Raw genomic sequence first — 19,586 nt, forward strand, 5'->3', positions numbered from 1 at the left:
CGACCCCCTTTTTTTCTTGGAAAAAAGGGGGCAAAAACCGCTTGCTCCCGCATCCGGCCCCTTCGCTGCGCTGCGGGGTTCCCTCGCGCCGGTGGCACTCCGGGGGTACCGCGCTTAGGGGCCATCCATGGCCCCAAGCGCTTGACGGGCATCCATGCCCGTCAACCCCCCTCCATGCCACCTCTGCTCGGCCTCCTGAGGTCGCGATGGGCGGCGTCTGCACGATGGCGCGCTTAGAAGCAGGGCGGTGGGGCAGATTTATCGGAGCGCTGCGCGATCGAATCGCCGTTGCCGTTGCCGTTGCCGTTGCCGTTGCCGTTGCCGTTGCCGTTGCCGTTGCCGTTGCCGTTGATCTTGATCTTGATCTTAGTGCGCGGTAGCCCAGCCACCGCCAACCGCGACTTCAGGAGGCCGAGCAGAGGCGTTGTGCAGGGAGGTGACGGGCATGGATGCCCGTCAAGCGCTTGGGGCCAGGACGGCCCCTAAGCGCGGTCCTCCCGGAGCAACGCCGGCGCGAGGGAACCCCTGCGCGCAGCGCAGGGGCCGTATGCGGGAGCAAGCGGTTTTTGCCCCCCTTTTTTCCAAGAAAAAAAGGGGGTCGCCGTAAGGGCGAAAAGGTGATTCAGCCTCACCAAAGCCAATGGATAATCACACCCAAAACCCAGAAACCCAAAACCCCAGAAACCTCAAGCCGTCCCAATAACCCCCCCATCATCCCGCTGAATCACCACCGTAGAGGCCCGCGGCCGAACCTTCCCCCCCGCCGGCGTCACATCGGTCGCCTTATCGGTATAAGGCCAATTCCCCGGATGCTGAATATTGATGAACAACGTCTTGTTATCCGGCGTAAAGGTAATCCCCGTCACCTCACACCCATTGGGCCCAACGAAGAACCGCCGCAAGTCCACCTGGTTCTGCGCATTGACCGGCACCTGCTTACCGGCCGCATCGACCAGGTCAGTGGGAATCACCGCCAGCAGTTGATCGTTGGTGTAACTGGTGACACTGCTCTCACCGTTATCGGTCTCGAACCACAACACCCCCCGGCTATCGAAGCTCATGCCGTCGGGACTGGCGAACTGGTTCAGTTCGGTCAGCCCGGACCGGTTGATCTCAGGTGCCCCGCCCGCATTGGCGCCGAACACGAAGATGTCCCAGGTGAAACGCTGGTGATCGTCGCTGTCGTGCCAGCGAATGATGTGCCCGTGACGGTTCGGCCCGCGCGGGTTGGCCGCATCGACCTTGGCCGCAGTACGCGCGCTGTTGTTGGTCAAGGTCAGGTAGGCGTCGCCATTGAGCGGGTTGACCGCAGTCCATTCCGGACGGTCCATGGGCGTTGCGCCCACCGCGTCCGCTGCGCCACGGGTATTGAGGATGATGCCCGGCAGGTCGCCGAACTGCGCGCCCAAGGTGCTGCCAGCGATGGTTGGCGTGGCCACGTCCAGCAGCAGCCAGACACCCGAACCGTCGGCATTGAAGCGCGCCACGTAGAGCTTTCCCTTGTCCAGGTACTTGGCACCGGTGGCCAGGCGGTCGGCGGGCTTGGCGTCCGCCGGATCCCAGACCGCCTCGGAGACGAACTTGTACAGGTACTCGTTGTTCGAGTCGTCGCCGGTGTACCACACCAGCGGCTTACCGGCCACCGGCAGTCCCGGGCAGCAGCCCTCGTGGCGGAAGCGGCCCAAGGCGGTGCGCTTCACCGCTAGCGTGGCGCTGTTGTAGGGGTCGATCTCGACGATATAGCCATAGGTGCTGGCTTCGTTGCGGTAGTCGTCGGTGGCGCTGGCGCCAGTCGGGGTGACATCGAAGCGGGTGAATTCGTCCTGCACTTCACTGGCATCGCCTGCAGCGGTTTCCCAGCGGTACTGGCCCCGCGTGGCACTGACGCCGATGCGCACCTGATCGGCCGGACGCGTGGCCTTGTTGACGAAAATGCCCGGCCAGTTTTCCTCGCAGGTCAGGTAAGTGCCCCACGGGGTGTAGCCGTTGCCGCAGTTGTTGTTGGTGCCACGGGCCTGGGTGCCGGTCGGCGAGAACTTGGTCTTGACGTGATCGGTGCCGCGCATCGGCCCGGCGATATCCATCAGCGAGGCGGTGGTGAAGCGACGGTTGAGCGGGTCGTTCTGCACCACCTGCCAGCGCCCGTTGACTTTGCTCAAGCGCACCACGCCGGCGCCATGGGCGTTGATCTCCTTGCGCACTTCCTCCACCGGCCGCTTGCCGGCGGCATCCACGGTCGGACCGTTCGGGTGCAAGGCGTCGGTTTCGATGTACTCGAAGTTGATCGCCAGCAGGCCGTCGTCGGAGCTGCCATTGATGGGGAAGAAGTGCATGCCGTCATGGTTCATGCCCATGGCATTGGCCTGGTCGGTCGAGGTGTTGCTGCCGTCGGACTTCCACGGGTTGCCATTGCTGTTGAGCGGGGTGCCCCACGGCGCGATCACATAAGCGCTGTAGCCAGCGGCGACCACGCAGGCGTCGGTGCGTGAGCCGGCGATCGACTGGAATCCCAGCTTGAGCTTGGCCGGGGGTTCGGTGGTCGGCGGCGGAGTGGTCGGCGCGTCATGGTGGGAGCTGCCGCCACCCCCGTCGAAGCAGGCGGTCAGGCCGGTTCCTGCGATCATCGCGATGGCCGCCCCGAGGCTGCCGCGCATCACCGTGCGACGACTGAGGTAGGCATCCATCACGCTGGCCATCGGCAGGTTGCTGCTGGGGTTCCGGTCCAGGTTGTCGCCGCTTTCTCGACTCATCAGGGGTTCCTTGTAGTGGTTGAACAGAGGGAACCGCGACTCTAGGCGGCAAGTGTGATGATTCATTGGCAGAAATGTTAATGACCGCTTAAAACCTGGCGCTATTAGTAACAAGATTTGTCTAACCTTTTCGCCAGGCGTGTCCGATTTCTGCCATCAAACTGTCACGCAGCCTGCCCAATATCCGTGGCCCAACATGAAGTGGGTCGAGGATGACGGTGTCGATGGCAAGCAGTATGGGCAGGCGCGAAGTCATGGGGTGGATGGGTGTCGGGGCCTTGGCGCCTTTGCTCGGCGCCTGCTCGGCATTCCCTGGACCGCGCAGCCGTGAGGCTTCGGTGGAGCTGTTGTACGTCGCCGATACCCTCGATGCCCGCGAGCCAAGTCTGCCGGTGGTGCCGGCGACCCGCCTGGGGCCGGTCAGCCACCTGGGCCGCGCACCGTGGATGACCGGTCGCCAGGCCAGCAGCGGTCATGCCGAACTGGCGCCGTTGCTCGACGCCGATCAAGCCGGTCAGACCCCATCGGGCGGTTATGCGGTGCTTGCCGCGTTGCTGGAGCAACTGCGCCGCGAAGCCGGCGACGAGCGCTGCCTGACCCTGGAAAACGGCCAGGGCTGGAACGGCAGCGGCCTGGCCTACCTCACCCAGGGCGAAAGCGGCGTGCAGGGCAGTCGCCTGCTGGCCAGCGACGTGCGGGTGAGCAGCGATGAACGCGTACTGTGGCCTCAACGCTGCGCGGCGCTGTATCGACAATCCTCGGCCGTGACCCTAGGTGCCGGCCTCGCGGCCGAGCAGGCCAGCGCACTGGGCCTGGAGCCGCTGCGGATCTTCCAGCGCGGCGGCGCACGGATCGCCGTGGTCGGCGTGACGGATCCCTACGCCCAGGATCAGAAAGCCTCGCTCAAACAGTGGTATCAATCGCTGCTGCCCAGCTTCGAGCAGGCTCGACGCGAGGCGGATCTGGTGATTGCGCTGGCCGATGTCGGCACCGGCCCAGGTCTGTGGCTGGCCGAACGGATCGGTCAGATCGACGTGATGCTCTGCGCCCGTGGCCAGGACCTGTGGCCCGCCCCGGTGAAGGTAACGCAAGCGTCCGGCCGTCAGGTACCCGTGCTGTTCGCCGGGTGTCGCGCCAGCGGCGTCTATCGCCTGCAATGCCGGCAGCAGGCCGGCGAGTGGCGCTTCGACGCCCGCTTCATCCCCACCTTCTTCAACCAGTTGAATGCTGCCGCCCAGGCCCGGGCCCATCAGTTACGCGCCGCGCTCGAACAACAGCGCGCCGGTCACGCCGCCTGGCTCGACCAGCCGCTGGCCCGCGCGCCTCAAGCCCTGTGGCGGCGCGACACCCGCGGTGGCAGTTGGGACCGCCTGCTGCACCAGGCCCTGGCCGACGATTCGAGCATGCCGGTGCTGTTACCCGGCTTGCGTTACGACTACCCCCTGGGCGCCGGCCAGGCGATCACCCGCGAGCACCTGATCAGTCTCACCGGAGGTTACCCGGCGCCCGTGGTCGAGGCACCGGCGCGCCAGGTGGAACAGGTGCTGGAAAACGCCGCCGAGCAGTTGTTCGGCGACCCGCTGCTCTTGGACAACAGCCAGGATCTGCCGCGTTGGCAGGGGCAGGCCTGGCAGGTCAGCTACAGCCCTTCGGGCAAACGCATCGCCGGGCTGACGACGGTGCAGGGCCTGTGCCGCACCTTCGGCCTGCATTTCGACGCCCAGGCCGGCGAGCCGCTGTGGCAGAAGGTCGAGGCCTGGCTGGCGCGGCAGACGCCGGACTGGCAGTTGGCACCGCTGCAGTTGCCGCAGATGCGCTATGTCCAGGGCCACCCGGGCTGGCACCCCCGTCAGGACGTCGCGTGAGCCTACGCCCGCGACTGACCAGCGTCGTGCTGCTGACCCTCGCCGGTTGGCTCGCGGCCCAGTGCCTGTTGCAACTGAGCCGCGAGCCGCAGCCTGTGACTGCCGTGCGCCAGTCACCCAGCGAACTGCCGGGCCTGCTTGTCGGCCACTGGCACGCGCCGGCGGAGCAGGGGGGTATCCCGCTGACGCGCCTGCCGTTGCAGTACCTGGGTGGGCTCAAGGCCGAGCCACTGTCGGCCAGCGTGGTGGTGCTGCGCTTTGGCCAGCAGGTGCGCACCCTCGGTCGTGGCCAGCGCCTGGCGCCGGGGATCGTATTGCAGGTCATCGACGCCGATGGCCTGATTTTCGACAACCAGGGGCGGCGTGAGCGCCTGCCCTGGCCGCCACGGCCTGCCGTGACCGGCTTCAAGCGGCAAGGGTGAGCGATGATCGCAAGATACTGTGTGGCCAGCGTGCTGAGCCTGGGCCTGTGGTGTGCTTCGGTGTGGGCCGAAGAGCCGGAGGTGGACGACGACGGCGTGCCGCAGTACGAGGTGAACTTCGTCGACACCGACATGGGCGAGTTCATCGACAGCGTCTCGCGCATCACCGGCACCACCTTCATCGTCGATCCACGGGTCACCGGCAAGGTCACGGTGCGCACTGTGGACCGCCACGATGCCGAGGCCATCTACGATATCTTCCTGGCGCAACTGCGCGCCCAGGGCTTCGCTGCCGTCGACCTGCCCAACGGCAGCGTGAAGATCGTCCCCGACCAAGCGGCGCGACTGGAGCCGGTGCCGGTGGAGCATGCCGGCAAACAGGGCAAGGCCAGTGACGGTGTGGCCACACGGGTATTCAATGTTCGCAACGCCGCCAGCGAGCAGATGCTCGGCATCCTCAAGCCGCTCATCGACCCGCGCGTGGGTGTGATCACGCCGTATCCGGCGGCCAACCTGCTGGTGGTGACCGACTGGCGCAGCAACCTTGAGCGTATCGATAAATTGCTGCGTCAGCTCGACCAGGTCAGCGACGAGCCGTTGCAGGTCATGCCCTTGCAGCACGCCAGCGCCACCGACACCGCGCCGCTGCTCACCCGTCTGCTGGCCCGCGAGCAGGGGGGCGACAGCGCCCAGGTGGTGGCCGATCCACGCAGCAATGCCCTGCTGGTGCGCGGCAGCGCCGACAGCCGCGAGCGCGTGCGCGCCTTGCTCGGCCAACTCGACCGGCCCGGCGACAACCTGCGCAGCAGCAACACCCAGGTGATCTACCTGCGCCATGCCAACGCGGGCGAGGTGGTGAAAGTGCTGCGCGGCCTCGGTCAGGACGGCGCAGTGCCCGAGGCGGCGGTGGGCGAGGGCAAGCAGGCGGCCGTTCGCACCACCAGCGATGCAGGGGTCCGCCTGGAATATGAAGAAGGCGCCAACGCCGTGGTCATGGTCGGCCCGGACAGCGAGCTGGCCGCTTACCGCAACATCGTCGAGCAGTTGGACATTCGCCGTGCCCAAGTGGTGGTCGAGGCGATCATCGCCGAGGTCTCCGACAGCAGTGCCCAGGAGCTGGGGGTGCAATGGCTGTTCGCCGACCAGAAGTTCGGCGCGGGTATCGTCAACTTCGGCAGCAATGGGGTGAACATCGCCAATATCGCTGGAGCGGCTGCCGCCGGAGACAACCAGGGACTGGGCAAGCTGCTGTCGGCCACCACCGGCGCGACGGCCGGTATCGGCCACTTCGGTGGCGGCTTCAACTTCGCCATGCTGATCAACGCGCTCAAGGGCAAGACCGGGTTCAACCTGCTGTCCACCCCGACCCTGCTGACCCTGGACAACGCCGAGGCGTCGATCCTGGTGGGCCAGGAAGTGCCTTTCGTCACCGGGTCCGTGACCCAGAACAACGCCAACCCTTACCAGACCATCGAGCGCAAGGAAGTGGGGGTGAAGCTGCGCATCAAGCCGCAGATCAACAGCGACAACAGCGTGCGCCTGGACATCGTCCAGGAGGTGTCGTCCATCGCCGATTCCAGCGCTGCCAGCGATGTGATCACCAACAAGCGCGAGATCAGGACCAAGGTCATGGTCGACGACAACGGCCTGGTGATCCTCGGCGGCCTGATCAGCGACGAATCCACTGCCAGTGACCAACGCGTGCCAGTGCTCGGCGACATTCCAGGCGTGGGCCGGCTGTTTCGCTCCGACAGCCGGCGCAACGTCAAGCAGAACCTGATGGTGTTCATCCGCCCGCGCATCCTGCGCGACGGGCCGAGCCTCGCCGGCCTGAGCCAGGAGAAGTACCGCAGCCTGCAACGCGACACGCCGCTGCAGATGCCCGAACTGGCCGAGGGCGGTGGTCTGTTGCAGGCCTTTCCCGCCAGCCGCGCGCGCCTGGAAGGCGGTAACTGGTGAGGCTGGCCTACCGCGTAGCGCGGCACAGCGGCGTGGCGATGGCGAGCGACGAGCCAGGCTGGCAGCTCTGGCTGCGCGAGGATGCCGACAGCGACCAGGTACAGGAACTGCTGCGCGTGCACGGCCAGCCCAGCGCTGTACAGCACCTGGACCGCGCGGCGTTCGACGAGCGTCTCGGCCAGCTGTACCAGGCCGGCGACTCGGCCACCGCGGCGTTGATCGAAGGCATCGGCGAACAGGTCGACCTCGACGGCCTGATGAGCGAAATGCCGCGCATCGAGGACTTGCTGGAAAGCGACGACGAGGCGCCAGTGATCCGCCTGATCAACGGCCTGTTCGGCCAGGCCCTGCGTCTGCGTGCATCGGACATTCACATCGAGACCTTCGAACAGACCCTGGTGGTGCGTCTGCGGGTCGACGGCCATCTGCGCGAAGTGTTGCGCCCACCGCGTGCGCTGTCGGCGATGCTGGTGTCGCGGATCAAGGTGATGGCGCGCCTGGACATCGCCGAGAAGCGCCAGCCCCAGGACGGGCGCATCAGCCTGCGTGCGGCCGGTCGTGAGGTGGATGTGCGGGTGTCGACGCTGCCGGGCATCCATGGCGAACGCGTGGTGATGCGCGTGCTCGACAAGCAGGCCAGCCTGCTGGCGCTGGACAACCTGGGCATGCCGGCGGCTGCCCTGCACGGGCTGCGCACCTGCCTGGCGCGGCCCAATGGCATCGTGCTGTCCACCGGGCCGACCGGGTCGGGCAAGACCACCACGCTGTACGCCAGCCTCAACAGCCTCAATGACGGCAGCCGCAACATCCTCACTGTCGAAGACCCGGTGGAGTACGCCATCGCCGGCATTGGCCAGACGGCCATCAACCCACGTGCCGGATTGACCTTCGCCAGCGGCCTGCGCGCCATCCTGCGCCAGGACCCGGACGTGATCATGCTGGGCGAGATTCGCGACCAGGAGACCGCACAGATCGCCGTGCAGGCCAGCCTCACCGGGCACCTAGTGCTTTCGACCCTGCACACCAACAGCGCCGTCGGCGCGGTGACGCGGCTGCGCGACATGGGCGTGGAACCCTTCCTGATCGCCTCCAGCCTGCGCGGCGTGCTGGCCCAGCGTCTGGTACGGCGGCTGTGTTCGTGTGCCGAGGCCCGACCGCTACAGCCGGCCGAGCAACGCCTGTGGCCGGAGTTGGCGGCGTTGCACAGCACCCATCATCCGGTGGGCTGCGCGTCGTGCCAGGGCAGTGGTTATGTCGGCCGCCTGGGGCTGTACGAATTCATCGAGCTGGATGCAGGACTGGTCGCGCTGCTGTACGAAGGCGCCAGCGAAGTCGCGATGCAGCACTACCTGGCCTCCCGGCGCCAGAGCCTGGTGGCCATGGCCAGCGACTGCCTGGCGCGCGGCGACACCAGCCTGGCCGAAGTGCTGCGCGTGGTGCAGGGCTGAGCATGCCGACCTATCGCTACCAGGCCGTGGACATGGCGGGCAAGACCCACAAGGCCAGCGTGCAGGCCGACAGCGAACGCCATGCCCGGCAGTTGCTGCGCGACCAGGGCCTGTTCGCGCGGTCGTTGCAGCGTCATCAAGGCGCAGCGCTGCAACCGCGTCGTCAGCGCCTGACCCGTGCCCAACTGTGCGAGCTGACCCGGCAGTTGGCCACGCTGACCGGCGCGGGCATCGCGCTGGTCGACGCCCTGGCCACCCTCGAACGGCAACTGCGTGCCCCGGCGTTGCAGGCGGTGCTGGTGGCGGTGCGCGGCGCCCTCGCCGAAGGCCTCGGCCTGGCCCGTAGCCTGGCCCGGCAGGGTGCGCCGTTCAGCGGCTTGTACTGTGCCCTGGTCGAGGCCGGCGAGCGCTCCGGGCGCCTGGCCCAGGTGCTGACGCGCCTGGCCGATCATCTCGAGCAGGTCCAGCGCCAGCAGCACAAGGCCCGCACTGCGCTGATCTACCCCTGCGTGCTGATGGGCGTGTCGCTGGCCGTGGTGGTCGGCCTGATGACGTTCGTCGTCCCCAAGTTGACCGAGCAGTTCGCCCACTCCGGGCAAGCCTTGCCGTTGATCACCTCGCTGCTGATTGGCCTCAGTCAGGGGCTGGTCAGCGCCGGCCCCTGGCTGCCGGGCGCGGCAATGGCGTCGACCGTACTGGGCGCTTGGCTGCTGCGCAAGCCGCACTGGCGCCTGCGTCGTGACCAGTGGTTGCTGCGTCTGCCGCGGATCGGCGCGTTGTTGCAGGTGCTGGAAAGCGCGCGCCTGGCGCGCAGCCTGGCGATTCTCTGCGGCAGCGGCGTGGCGCTGCTCGAAGCCTTGCAGGTGGCCAGCGACACGGTGGCCAACCAGCGCATCCGCCTGGCCCTGGAGCAGGTGCGCCTGCAGGTGCAGGGCGGCACCAGCCTGCACCGAGCGCTCGATGCCTGCGGCCAGTTCCCGCCGCTGCTGGTGAACATGGTCGGCAGCGGTGAGGCCAGCGGCACCCTGGCCGACATGCTCGAGCGCGTGGCCGACGACCAGGAGCGCGGTTTCGCGCGCCAGGTGGACACCGCCATGGCGCTCTTCGAACCCCTGATGATCCTGGTGATGGGCGGCGTGGTGCTGTTCATCGTGCTGGCGGTGCTGTTGCCGATCATGCAGCTCAACCAGGGTCTGCAACTGTGAAAAGGAGTCCCCTCATGCCCCCACGCGCCAAGCGCCAGCGCGGTTTCACCCTGATGGAAATCATGGTGGTGATCTTCATCATCGGCCTGCTCATCGCCGTGGTCGCGCCCAGCGTGCTGGGCAACCAGGACAAGGCCATGCGCCAGAAAGTCATGGCCGACCTGGCCACGTTGGAACAGGCCCTGGACATGTACCGTCTGGATAACCTGCGCTTTCCCAGCACCGAGCAGGGGTTGGCTGCGCTGGTGAAGAAGCCGACCCAGGAACCGCTGCCCCGCGCCTGGCGCAGCGATGGCTACATTCGCCGTCTGCCCGAAGACCCTTGGGGCACGCCTTATCAGTACCGTATGCCCGGTGAGCATGGCCGGGTCGATGTCTATTCGCTCGGCGCCGATGGCGCGGCCGGGGGCGAAGGGCTGGACGCCGACCTGGGCAACTGGGCGCTCTGAGATGTCGGGCCAACGCGGCTTCAGCCTGCTCGAACTGCTGGTGGTGCTGGCCATCGCCGGGCTGATGAGCGGGCTGAGCATGGCCTGGCTCGACAACGGTCATTCGGCCGCCGAGCAGGCCTTGCAGCGTTTGGCGGCGGCGGTGCGCGAGCAGTCTGGCCTGGCCCGCCACGGTGGGCAGTTGCGCGGCTTGCGCTGGAGCGGCAAACGCCCGGAGTTCGTTCGCCATGATGGCAATGGCTGGAGAGTGGAACCGGTGGCGTTGGGCGAGTGGCCCGCGCAGTTACGCCCGGACTGGTTGGCCGCCGAGGCGCCGCAACTGGTGTTCACCCCCGACGGCTGGGCTCGGCCCGGCACGTTGCAGTGGCGCTGGCCCGAAGGCGCGCAGCGCTGGAGTTGGGCCCGGGACGGGCGTTTGCAGGTGGTGGAGCGTCCATGAAAGCGCGGCAACGGGGATTCACGTTGCTGGAGGTATGCGTCGCGCTGGGCATTGCGGCGGTGCTGGCGGTGATGACCAGTCAGGTGCTGCGTCAGCGCCTGGCGGTGCAGGCGGGCGTGCAGCAGCACCGGCTCGGCGCACTGTGCGCCCGCGAGCTGCTGGCGCGGTTCAGCGTGGAACAGTATTGGCCGTCGAGCGATGTCGGCAGTGGCCAACTGCAGCAGGGCGGGCAGGTGTGCCATTGGCACCTGCAACTGCGCAGCACGGGTGTGCGCGACCTGCGTCGTGGCGAACTACGGTTGTTCGCCGACCGCGATCAGCGTCTGCCGCTGGGGCAATACACGCTGTTCCTGGAGCGTCCATGAAGCGGCGCCAGGCGGGGTTGACCCTGATCGAGCTGATGGTAGCGCTGGCCTTGACGGTGGTCCTCGGCTTGCTGCTGGCCGCCCTTGTGCAGGGCTGGCTCAGCGTGCGCGAGCGCCTGGCCGGACAGTCCGATGACAGCGATGTGCTGGAGTTCTGCCTGGCGCTGGAGCGCCGTTTCGACAGCCCGGTACTGCGTCAGTTGTACGAGCAGCGCTTGCCGCTGGCCACGCGCTGGCTCGACTGGCAGGCCCAGAACCAGCAGTTGCTGTGGGTCGCTGCGGCCGCCTGGCCACAGGCCGAGGGCGGCTCGCGGTTGCAGCGCCAGCGCCTGCGTTTCGACGCCAAGGCGCAACGTCTGCTGGTGGAAACCTCCGCCGACCTGTACGCCGCCGAGCGCCCTTTGTGGGTGCTGCGCGAGCACCTGGAGCGGGTCAGCGAAATGAACATCCTGTACTTCCAGGCCGGCAGTTGGCTGACCTGGCCGGCTGATCAGCCGACGCACCCCGGACGAGGCGTGCGCTTGCATCTGCAACGTGACGGAGCACCGTATGTCTGCACATTCGTTCTGCCCTGGGGGCGCTCATGAAGGTTAAACGCCGCTGGCGGGCAGCGCCGCGTCCCTGGTTGTTGCTGTGTCCCGGCGAGCACGGCTGGCGCTGGCGATTGCAGGAACCTGGTGAAGGACGCGTCGAGGGGCAGGGGCGTGCGCCGCAGATCCCCGGTGCCCGGGTAGCCCTGGTGGTGCCGGGTGAGGCGTGCAGTCATTTCCAGTTGGCGGCGCCGCCTGGGCTCAAGCGTGAAGAATGGCCGCTGCTGCTGGAGGATCGCCTGGTGCAAGACTTGGACGCCGTTGACTGTGCGTGCATCGGCCGGACGGCGGGGCAACTGCGTCTGGTGGTGACCGCTCGCCATCGGCTCGATGAATGGCTGGCGCAGTGCGGGGCCTGGGGCCTGCAGGTCGAGCGCTGCTGGGCCGAATTTCAACTGCCGTCGGCGCCACGGCCAGGGCAGGGCTGGCATTGGCAGCAGGGCACGCAGGACCTGTGCGCGCGGATCTCCCAGGAGGGCCGCGAGCAGTGGCTGGCCTGGCCGCAGGCGCTGGGCGACGTGCCTTGGGACGATGACGGGGTTTTGCGCTTCACAGGCGACTGGCCACCGCACTGGGCGGATCTGGAGCGTTTGCCGAGTCTGCGGCCACTGCGTCGAGCGCGCCGGTCACTGCAATCGACACCGTTGCAGCGCCGTACGCTGATCGCCTGTGCGGCGCTTGCCGTGGTCTGGGCGGGACTGTGGCTGGGCCAGCAGTGGCGTCAGGCCGAGGTCTTTCGTCAACAGGTGCTGGCAGTGACCGGCGCGCAAGCCTCGCCGCGCCAGGCCGCGCAGCGGCTCAGAACCCTGCAGCAGGATGATGATGACGCGGCCTTGCGCCTACGCCGTTTGCAGGTGCTGCAAGAGCAGGTCAACGGTTGGCTGCTTGCTCATCCGCACTGGCGCTTGCGCGCCGTGCGCTTCGATGGCCAGCGCTGGTCCGTGCAACTGGAGGGCGAGGGCGCGGCGCCGCCGTGGCAGGACATGGCCGCTGCGGTCGGTGCCACCGTTCAGGTGCAAAGCCCCGCGGTGGTATTCGATTTGGGGAGCCGCGCATGAGTCTCACCTTCACCCGTGGTCAACGCCTGCTGTTTGCCTGGCTGCTGATCGGCCTGCTGGTCGGTGTGCTGCTGGTGCGCGAGGGTCTGGCCCGCTGGGCCGAGCTGCGCCAATGGCGCGCATTGGCCGAGTCTGCCGTGCGCCTGCAACACGGTTCGCCCATGGGCCTGGACGCGTTGCGCCAATCGGCCGAGAGCCGCGCCATCAGCCTTTGCGAGATCGAACCGCAGGACGGCGACTGGCGAGTGCGCGGTAACGTCGACGACGCGCAGCCGTTGCTGGCCTGGCTGCAGGCCTTGCAGGCCGAAGGTGCGCAGCCGTTGCAGTGGGGGCTGGAGCAGGACGGCAAACGACTGCGCTTCGACCTGCGGTTACGGCCATGAAGGCGCGCGTGCTGCTGTGGCCGCTGTTCGTTTTTGCGCTGACGCTAGTGGCCGAGTGGCCTGCTCGCTGGCTGGCGGCGATGGCTGGGCTACCGGCCCAGGGCGTGAGCGGCAGTCTGTGGCAAGGAGAGGCTGCGCAAGTGGGCGATGCCGGTGCGCTGAAGTGGCAGGTTCAGCCGTGGCGACTGCGGGCGCAGATGCGCCTGGGGTATCAAGGTCAGGATTGGCAGGTGCAGATCGCCGGCTGGCCCTGGCGTTGGCACGCGCAGTTGGCGGCGCTGGAACCTACGGCGAGCGTTGCGGCGGACTATCGATTGGCCGGTCATTGGCAAGGACGGCTGGACATCGACGGTGCCTGGCGCCGCTGCCAACACGCGGCAGGACGGCTGCAGACGCAGTCGCTGGCCCTGGTCGCGCCTTGGTCGATGGCGTTGGGGGAGGGTTGGTTGCAGTTGCAGTGCGACGACGACTGGCGGGTGCAGGGAGCGCTGGCGCTGGCGGGGCAGCACCGGGTCGATCTGGAGGCTTTCCTGGGGGCTCGGCGCGGTCGGCTGACCTTCGCGGTGCAGCCCCAGGCGGCGCTGACACCCTTGCTGCGTGGCGCCCAATGGCTGGGGCCTGAGGCCAGCAGTGGCGAGCGGCAGTGGCGCTGGTAGCGCGGGCGCGGGTTACATCGGCGGCGACTGTTCGGCCGGCTTGTCCTTGTTCACGCCCGGTACATGCAGGTTGCCCTCGGCGACCTGGCCTTCGAGCTGCGGTTGGGTCACCCAGGTGAGGATGTCGTAATAGCGGCGGATGTTGGCCACGAAGTGCACCGGTTCACCGCCGCGGGCATAACCGTACTTGGTCTTGCTGTACCACTGCTTCTGCGACAGGCGCGGCAGCATCTTCTTGACGTCCAGCCACTTGTTCGGGTTCAGCCCTTCGCGCTTGGCCAGGGTGCGGGCGTCTTCCAGGTGACCGGTGCCGACGTTGTAGGCGGCCAGCGCGAACCAGGTCCGATCCGGCTCGGCGATGCTGTCGTCGAGTTGCTCCTTGATCAGCATGAAGTACTTGGCGCCGCCCATGATGCTCTGCCGTGGGTCGAGCCGGTTGGACACGCCCATCGCCTGGGCGGTGCGCTGGGTAAGCATCATCAGGCCGCGCACGCCGGTCTTGGAGGTGACCTCCGGCTGCCACATCGATTCCTGATAGCCGATCGCTGCCAGCAGGCGCCAGTCGACCTGCTCGGTCTTGGCGTAGCTCTTGAAGTGCTTTTCGTACTTGGGCAGGCGTTGCTGCAGGTGCTGGGCGAAGGTGTAGGCGCCCACATAGCCGAGCACGTCGACATGGCCGTAGTAACGGTCCTTCAGGCGTTGCAGGGTGCCGTTCTTCTGCGCCTTGTCGATGAAGTCGTTGATCTGGTTGAGCAGGCTATTGTCTTCGCCGGCCGCCACCGCCCAGCGCTGGTCGCGAGCGTCGCCCAGGTCGAAGGCCACGCGCACGTTGGAGAAGTACACCTGGTTCATCGCCAGCTCGTTGGAATCGACCAGGGTGAGGTCGATCTGGCCCTCGTCGACCATGCGCAGCAGGTCCACCACCTCGACCGCGTCAGATTCTTCGTATTCCAGCGTCGGATACTGTTTTTTCAGCTCGGCCAGTTGTTCGGCATGGCTGCTGCCCTTGAGCACCATGATCTTCTTGCCTACCAGATCCTTGGGTTCGGTGGGACGCGAGCGGCCGTTGCGGTAGATGACCTGAGGCGTGACTTGCAGATACGGATGGGAGAACTTGGCCTGGGTCTGGCGCTGCGCACTGCTGACCAGCCCGGCGGCGGCCAGCACCGGGCCGGCCGGCTTGCCGAGCTGGGCGAAGAGGTCATCGAGGTTGTCGGCGGTCTCGATCTCCAGCTTCACGCCGAGATCGTCGGCGAAACGCTTGACCAATTCATACTCGAAGCCGGTTTCGCCGTTGCGGTCCTGGAAGTAGGTGGCCGGGCTGTTGCGGGTGACCACGCGCAGCACACCGTCCTCCTTCACACGCTCGAGAGTGCTGGGTTTTTCAACACAGGCACCGAGCATCAGGAAGAGTCCGGTTGCGAAAAGCCATCTGGCGCAACGCTGGCGCAAAGCAGTGTGGGCGAACATGGGGTGCAGTATACGCAAAGCACTGCTGGCGCCATATCTCGACAACGACCAGGGAGTCTGATAGCAGCTTGTGAGCTGCAAGCTGTAAGCGGCAAGCTGCAAGAAAAGCGGGCGCGGCACAATTCGCTTTTTCTTGCCGCTTGCCGCTTGCCGCTTGCCGCTTGCAGCTTGTAGCTGCTTTTCTGACCCGAAAGTCCGGTTCAACCGCCCGGCCGGCATGGCGTACAGCGGGTGCCGAAAGCCATTCATTTAGGCTAGAATGCACGGCCTCCAAGTACACCCCTTCCTGAGGCTGTCCCGACGATGTTGATCCTGCGCGGCGCTCCTGCCCTTTCTGCCTTTCGCCACGGTAAATTACTCGAGCAACTGAGCCAGAAAGTCCCCGCTGTTTCTGGTTTGTATGCCGAATTCGCCCACTTCGCCGACGTTGACGGCGAGTTGACCGTCGACCAGCAGCAGGTGCTGGGGCGTCTTCTCAAGTACGGTCCGAGCGTACCGGTACAGGAGCCCAACGGCCGCCTGTTCCTGGTCGTGCCGCGCCTGGGCACCATTTCGCCCTGGGCCTCCAAGGCCAGCGACATCGCCCACAACTGCGGCCTGCAGTCGATCCAGCGCCTGGAGCGCGGCATCGCCTACTACGTCGCCGGGAACCTCAGCGAGGCCGATGCCGCGTGTGTCGCGGCTGAACTGCACGACCGCATGACCCAGCGCGTGCTCGGCCGACTGGAGCAGGCCGCCGACCTGTTCAGCCATGCCCAGCCCAAGCCCATGACCTCGGTGGACATCCTCGCTGGCGGTCGCGACGCCCTGGCCAAAGCCAACGTCGCGCTGGGCCTGGCCCTGGCCGAAGACGAGATCGACTACCTGGTCAACGCCTTCCAAGGCCTCAAGCGCAACCCGAACGACATCGAACTGATGATGTTCGCCCAGGCCAACTCCGAACACTGCCGTCACAAGATCTTCAACGCCAGTTGGGACATCGACGGCCAGGCTCAGGAAAAGAGCCTGTTCGGCATGATCAAGAACACCTACCAGATGCACAGCGAAGGCGTGCTGTCGGCCTACAAGGACAACGCCTCGGTCATCGTCGGCAGCGTCGCCGGCCGCTTCTTCCCGAACCCTGAAACCCGCCAGTACGGCGCGGTGAAGGAGCCGGTGCACATCCTGATGAAGGTCGAGACGCATAACCACCCGACCGCCATCGCCCCGTTCTCCGGCGCCTCCACCGGTTCCGGCGGCGAGATTCGCGACGAAGGCGCCACTGGCCGTGGCGCCAAGCCCAAGGCCGGTCTCACCGGCTTCACCGTGTCCAACCTGCGTATCCCCGGCTTCGAGCAGCCATGGGAGCAGGCCTACGGCAAGCCGGAGCGCATCGTCGATGCCCTCGACATCATGGTCGAAGGTCCGCTGGGCGGCGCGGCGTTCAACAACGAATTCGGTCGTCCGGCGCTGACCGGCTACTTCCGGACCTTCGAGCAGGCCGTCAATACTCCCCACGGTGAAGAGGTGCGCGGTTACCACAAGCCGATCATGCTCGCCGGCGGCATGGGCAACATCCGCGAAGATCACGTGCAAAAAGGCGAGATCACCGTCGGCGCCAAGCTGATCGTGCTCGGTGGCCCAGCCATGCTCATCGGCCTGGGCGGCGGCGCTGCCTCGTCGGTGGCCACCGGCGCCAGCTCGGCCGATCTGGACTTCGCCTCCGTGCAGCGGGAAAACCCGGAAATGGAGCGGCGCTGCCAGGAGGTCATCGACCGCTGCTGGCAGCTGGGCGACGCCAACCCCATCGCCTTCATCCATGACGTGGGCGCTGGCGGCATCTCCAATGCCTTCCCCGAACTGGTCAACGACGGCGGCCGTGGCGGTCGTTTCGAGCTGCGCAACGTGCCCAACGACGAGCCGGGCATGGCCCCGCACGAAATCTGGAGCAACGAATCCCAGGAACGCTACGTGCTGGCGGTCAGCGCCGAAGACTTCGAGCGCTTCCAGGCCATCTGCGAGCGCGAGCGCTGCCCGTTCGCCGTGGTCGGCGAAGCCACCGCCGAGCCGCACCTGACCGTCACCGACAGCCATTTCGACAACACCCCGGTGGACATGCCGCTCGACGTGCTGCTGGGCAAGCCGCCGCGCATGCACCGTTCGGTCACCCGCGAAGCCGAACTGGGCGATGATTTCGACCCTAGCGCGCTGGACCTGGACAACGCCGTCGAGCGCGTCCTGCACCACCCGGCGGTGGCCAGCAAGAGCTTCCTGATCACCATCGGCGACCGCACCATCACCGGCCTCGTGGCCCGCGACCAGATGGTCGGGCCATGGCAGGTGCCGGTGGCCGACTGCGCGGTCACCGCCACCAGCTTCGACGTCTACACCGGCGAAGCCATGGCCATGGGCGAGCGCACCCCGCTGGCCCTGCTCGATGCCCCGGCGTCCGGGCGCATGGCCATCGGCGAGACGGTCACCAACCTGGCCGCTTCGCGTATCGACAAGCTGTCCGACATCAAGCTGTCGGCCAACTGGATGTCCGCGGCCGGCCATCCCGGCGAAGACGCCCGCCTGTACGACACCGTCAAGGCCGTTGGCATGGAGCTGTGCCCGGAGCTGGGCATCACCATTCCGGTCGGTAAAGATTCGATGTCGATGAAGACCCAGTGGACCGATGAAGGCGTCGACAAGAGCGTGACGTCGCCCCTGTCGCTGATCATCACCGGCTTCGCCCCGGTGACCGACATCCGCAAGACCCAGACCCCGCAGTTGCGCATGGACAAGGGCGAGACCGACCTGATCCTGATCGACCTGGGCCGTGGCAAGAATCGCATGGGCGCCTCGATCCTGGCGCAGACCTTCGGCAAGCTCGGAGCCCAGGCACCGGACCTGGACGACGCCGAAGACCTCAAGGCGTTCTTCGCGGTGATCCAGGGCCTGAATGAGGACGGCCACCTGCTGGCCTACCACGACCGTTCCGACGGCGGACTGCTGGTCACCGTGCTGGAAATGGCCTTCGCCGGCCACTGCGGCCTTGACCTGCACCTCGATCCGCTGACCGACAGCCGTAGCGACGTCGCCGCCATCCTGTTCAACGAAGAACTCGGTGCCGTCATCCAGGTACGCCAGGACGCCACCCCGGATGTGCTGGCCCAGTTCAGCGCTGCCGGCATCGGCGAACAGTGCGTGGCGGTGATCGGCAAGCCGGTCAACAATGGCCAGGTGTCCATCAGCCTCAATGGCGAAGTGCTGTTCGACGACGACCGTCGCCTGCTGCAGCGCCAGTGGGCCGAGACCAGCTACCAGGTCCAGCGCCTGCGCGACAACGCCGAGTGCGCCGATCAGGAATTCGACGCGCTGCTCGAGGAAGACAACCCCGGGCTGTCGGTCAAGGTGGGCTATGACGTCAACGAGGATGTCGCCGCCCCGTACATCAAGAAGGGCGTGCGCCCACAAGTGGCGATCCTGCGCGAGCAGGGCGTCAACGGTCAGGTCGAGATGGCTGCGGCCTTCGACCGCGCCGGGTTCGCGGCCATCGACGTGCACATGAGCGACATCCTCGCCGGTCGCGTCGACTTCGAGGCGTTCAAGGGCCTGGTCGCCTGTGGCGGCTTCTCCTATGGCGACGTACTCGGTGCCGGTGAAGGCTGGGCCAAGTCGGCGCTGTTCAACAGCCGCGCCCGCGACGCCTTCCAGGCGTTCTTCGAGCGCACCGACAGCTTCGCCCTGGGCGTGTGCAACGGCTGCCAGATGATGTCCAACCTGCATGAGCTGATTCCCGGCACCGAGTACTGGCCGCACTTCGTGCGTAACCGCTCGGAGCAGTTCGAAGCGCGGGTGGCCATGGTCGAGGTGCAGAAGTCCAACTCGATCTTTCTGCAGGGCATGGCCGGTTCGCGCATGCCCATCGCCATCGCCCACGGCGAGGGCCATGCCGAGTTCGCCAGCGAAGAGGCACTGTTGGAAGCCGACGTGTCCGGTTGCGTGGCCCTGCGCTACGTCGACAACCACGGCAAGGTGACCGAGCAATACCCGGCGAACCCGAACGGATCGCCCCGGGGTATCACCGGCCTGACCAGCCGCGACGGCCGCGTGACCATCATGATGCCGCACCCTGAGCGGATGTTCCGTGCCGTGCAGAACTCCTGGCGCCCGGACGAGTGGCAGGAAGATGCCGCGCTGATGCGCATGTTCCGCAATGCGCGGGTGTGGGTGAACTGAGTGTTCAAGCTGGCCTTCTTCGTGCCTGCCAGCCATGTCGAGGTGGTCAAGGCCGCTGTGTTCGCCGCCGGTGGCGGGCGTATTGGCGACTATGACCACTGCGCCTGGCAAACCCTCGGCCAGGGCCAGTTTCGCCCGCTGGACGGCAGCCAGCCGTTTATCGGGCGAGCCGGTCAGGTCGAGGCGGTGGAGGAGTGGAAGGTCGAGCTGGTGGTGGCCGATGAGCATGTCGCTCAGGTGGTCGCCGCACTGAAGCACAGCCATCCTTACCAGACGCCGGCGTACGAGGTCTGGCCGCTGGCCGACTATTAGCGTCGTCGCGCT

Annotated in this window: 17 protein-coding genes; 14 read left to right on the top strand and 3 right to left on the bottom strand. The window is 66.8% G+C overall.

Annotation, left to right across the window (positions count from 1 at the left end; all coding sequences use genetic code 11):
• Positions 1–233: 233 nt before the first annotated feature.
• Both ACK2SD_RS05790 and ACK2SD_RS05795 read right to left on the bottom strand, forming a co-directional pair.
• The gene (locus tag ACK2SD_RS05790) at positions 234–389 is read right to left on the bottom strand and encodes a hypothetical protein (protein WP_412461594.1); all 156 of its coding nucleotides are present in this window, start codon (positions 387–389) and stop codon (positions 234–236) included.
• Positions 390–686: 297 nt separating this feature from the next.
• Complete coding sequence (locus ACK2SD_RS05795; protein ID WP_304483770.1) at positions 687–2,750, bottom strand: PhoX family protein; 2,064 nt, start codon at positions 2,748–2,750, stop codon at positions 687–689.
• A 224-nt stretch (positions 2,751–2,974) separates the two neighbouring features.
• Between ACK2SD_RS05795 and ACK2SD_RS05800 the strand changes: the two genes are divergently transcribed.
• The 12 genes from ACK2SD_RS05800 to gspN are packed head-to-tail and all read left to right on the top strand — an operon-like array spanning position 2,975 to position 13,589.
• Positions 2,975–4,615: a lipoprotein UxpA gene (locus tag ACK2SD_RS05800; protein ID WP_412461595.1), complete on the top strand. Its 1,641-nt coding sequence runs from the start codon at positions 2,975–2,977 to the stop codon at positions 4,613–4,615.
• A complete protein-coding gene (locus tag ACK2SD_RS05805) occupies positions 4,612–5,037 on the top strand; it encodes a pilus assembly protein PilZ (RefSeq protein WP_412461596.1) in 426 nt (141 codons plus the stop codon). Before ACK2SD_RS05800 ends, ACK2SD_RS05805 begins: the two co-directional genes overlap by 4 nt.
• A 3-nt stretch (positions 5,038–5,040) precedes the next feature.
• Positions 5,041–6,996, top strand: coding sequence for a type II secretion system secretin GspD (gspD, locus tag ACK2SD_RS05810; protein ID WP_412461597.1), 1,956 nt, complete (start codon positions 5,041–5,043; stop codon positions 6,994–6,996).
• 38 nt (positions 6,997–7,034) lie between these two features.
• Positions 7,035–8,444 carry a GspE/PulE family protein gene (locus tag ACK2SD_RS05815; protein ID WP_295485956.1) on the top strand — a complete coding sequence of 470 codons (1,410 nt, stop codon included), beginning with the start codon at positions 7,035–7,037 and terminating at the stop codon, positions 8,442–8,444.
• 2 nt (positions 8,445–8,446) lie between these two features.
• Positions 8,447–9,649: a type II secretion system inner membrane protein GspF gene (gene gspF / locus ACK2SD_RS05820; RefSeq protein WP_412461598.1), complete on the top strand. Its 1,203-nt coding sequence runs from the start codon at positions 8,447–8,449 to the stop codon at positions 9,647–9,649.
• Between the two features lie 14 nt (positions 9,650–9,663).
• Positions 9,664–10,098, top strand: a complete 435-nt coding sequence (gene gspG / locus ACK2SD_RS05825; protein WP_412461599.1) for a type II secretion system major pseudopilin GspG — start codon at positions 9,664–9,666, stop codon at positions 10,096–10,098.
• A gap of 1 nt (position 10,099) precedes the next feature.
• Positions 10,100–10,537, top strand: coding sequence for a type II secretion system minor pseudopilin GspH (gspH, locus tag ACK2SD_RS05830; RefSeq protein WP_412461600.1), 438 nt, complete (start codon positions 10,100–10,102; stop codon positions 10,535–10,537).
• Positions 10,534–10,902: a type II secretion system protein gene (locus ACK2SD_RS05835; protein ID WP_029613812.1), complete on the top strand. Its 369-nt coding sequence runs from the start codon at positions 10,534–10,536 to the stop codon at positions 10,900–10,902. Before gspH ends, ACK2SD_RS05835 begins: the two co-directional genes overlap by 4 nt.
• Positions 10,899–11,489 (top strand): prepilin-type N-terminal cleavage/methylation domain-containing protein, encoded by a 591-nt coding sequence (locus tag ACK2SD_RS05840; protein WP_029613811.1) that lies wholly within the window; start codon positions 10,899–10,901, stop codon positions 11,487–11,489. Before ACK2SD_RS05835 ends, ACK2SD_RS05840 begins: the two co-directional genes overlap by 4 nt.
• Positions 11,486–12,550 (top strand): type II secretion system protein GspL, encoded by a 1,065-nt coding sequence (locus tag ACK2SD_RS05845; protein WP_412461601.1) that lies wholly within the window; start codon positions 11,486–11,488, stop codon positions 12,548–12,550. Before ACK2SD_RS05840 ends, ACK2SD_RS05845 begins: the two co-directional genes overlap by 4 nt.
• Positions 12,547–12,933, top strand: a complete 387-nt coding sequence (gspM, locus tag ACK2SD_RS05850; RefSeq protein ID WP_412461602.1) for a type II secretion system protein GspM — start codon at positions 12,547–12,549, stop codon at positions 12,931–12,933. Before ACK2SD_RS05845 ends, gspM begins: the two co-directional genes overlap by 4 nt.
• Positions 12,930–13,589 (top strand): type II secretion system protein N, encoded by a 660-nt coding sequence (gene gspN, locus ACK2SD_RS05855; protein ID WP_412461603.1) that lies wholly within the window; start codon positions 12,930–12,932, stop codon positions 13,587–13,589. The genes gspM and gspN overlap by 4 nt, the downstream gene beginning before the upstream one ends.
• Before the next feature lie 12 nt (positions 13,590–13,601).
• Here the strand turns inward: gspN and mltF are convergent, their stop codons facing one another.
• Positions 13,602–15,059 carry a membrane-bound lytic murein transglycosylase MltF gene (mltF, locus tag ACK2SD_RS05860; protein ID WP_295485519.1) on the bottom strand — a complete coding sequence of 486 codons (1,458 nt, stop codon included), beginning with the start codon at positions 15,057–15,059 and terminating at the stop codon, positions 13,602–13,604.
• 303 nt (positions 15,060–15,362) lie between these two features.
• Here mltF and purL point away from each other — a divergent pair, with 303 nt between their 5' ends.
• Together purL and ACK2SD_RS05870 are read left to right on the top strand one after the other, a co-directional pair.
• Positions 15,363–19,262, top strand: a complete 3,900-nt coding sequence (gene purL, locus ACK2SD_RS05865) for a phosphoribosylformylglycinamidine synthase (RefSeq protein WP_412461604.1) — start codon at positions 15,363–15,365, stop codon at positions 19,260–19,262.
• On the top strand, positions 19,263–19,574 hold the full coding sequence (locus ACK2SD_RS05870; protein WP_039579771.1) for a YqfO family protein: 312 nt from the start codon (positions 19,263–19,265) through the stop codon (positions 19,572–19,574). It abuts the gene before it with no gap.
• The last annotated feature ends 12 nt before the right edge of the window (positions 19,575–19,586 follow it).

The sequence above is a fragment of the Pseudomonas sp. SC11 genome (assembly GCF_047039205.1).
Classification (GTDB): Bacteria; Pseudomonadota; Gammaproteobacteria; order Pseudomonadales; family Pseudomonadaceae; genus Aquipseudomonas; species Aquipseudomonas boreofloridensis.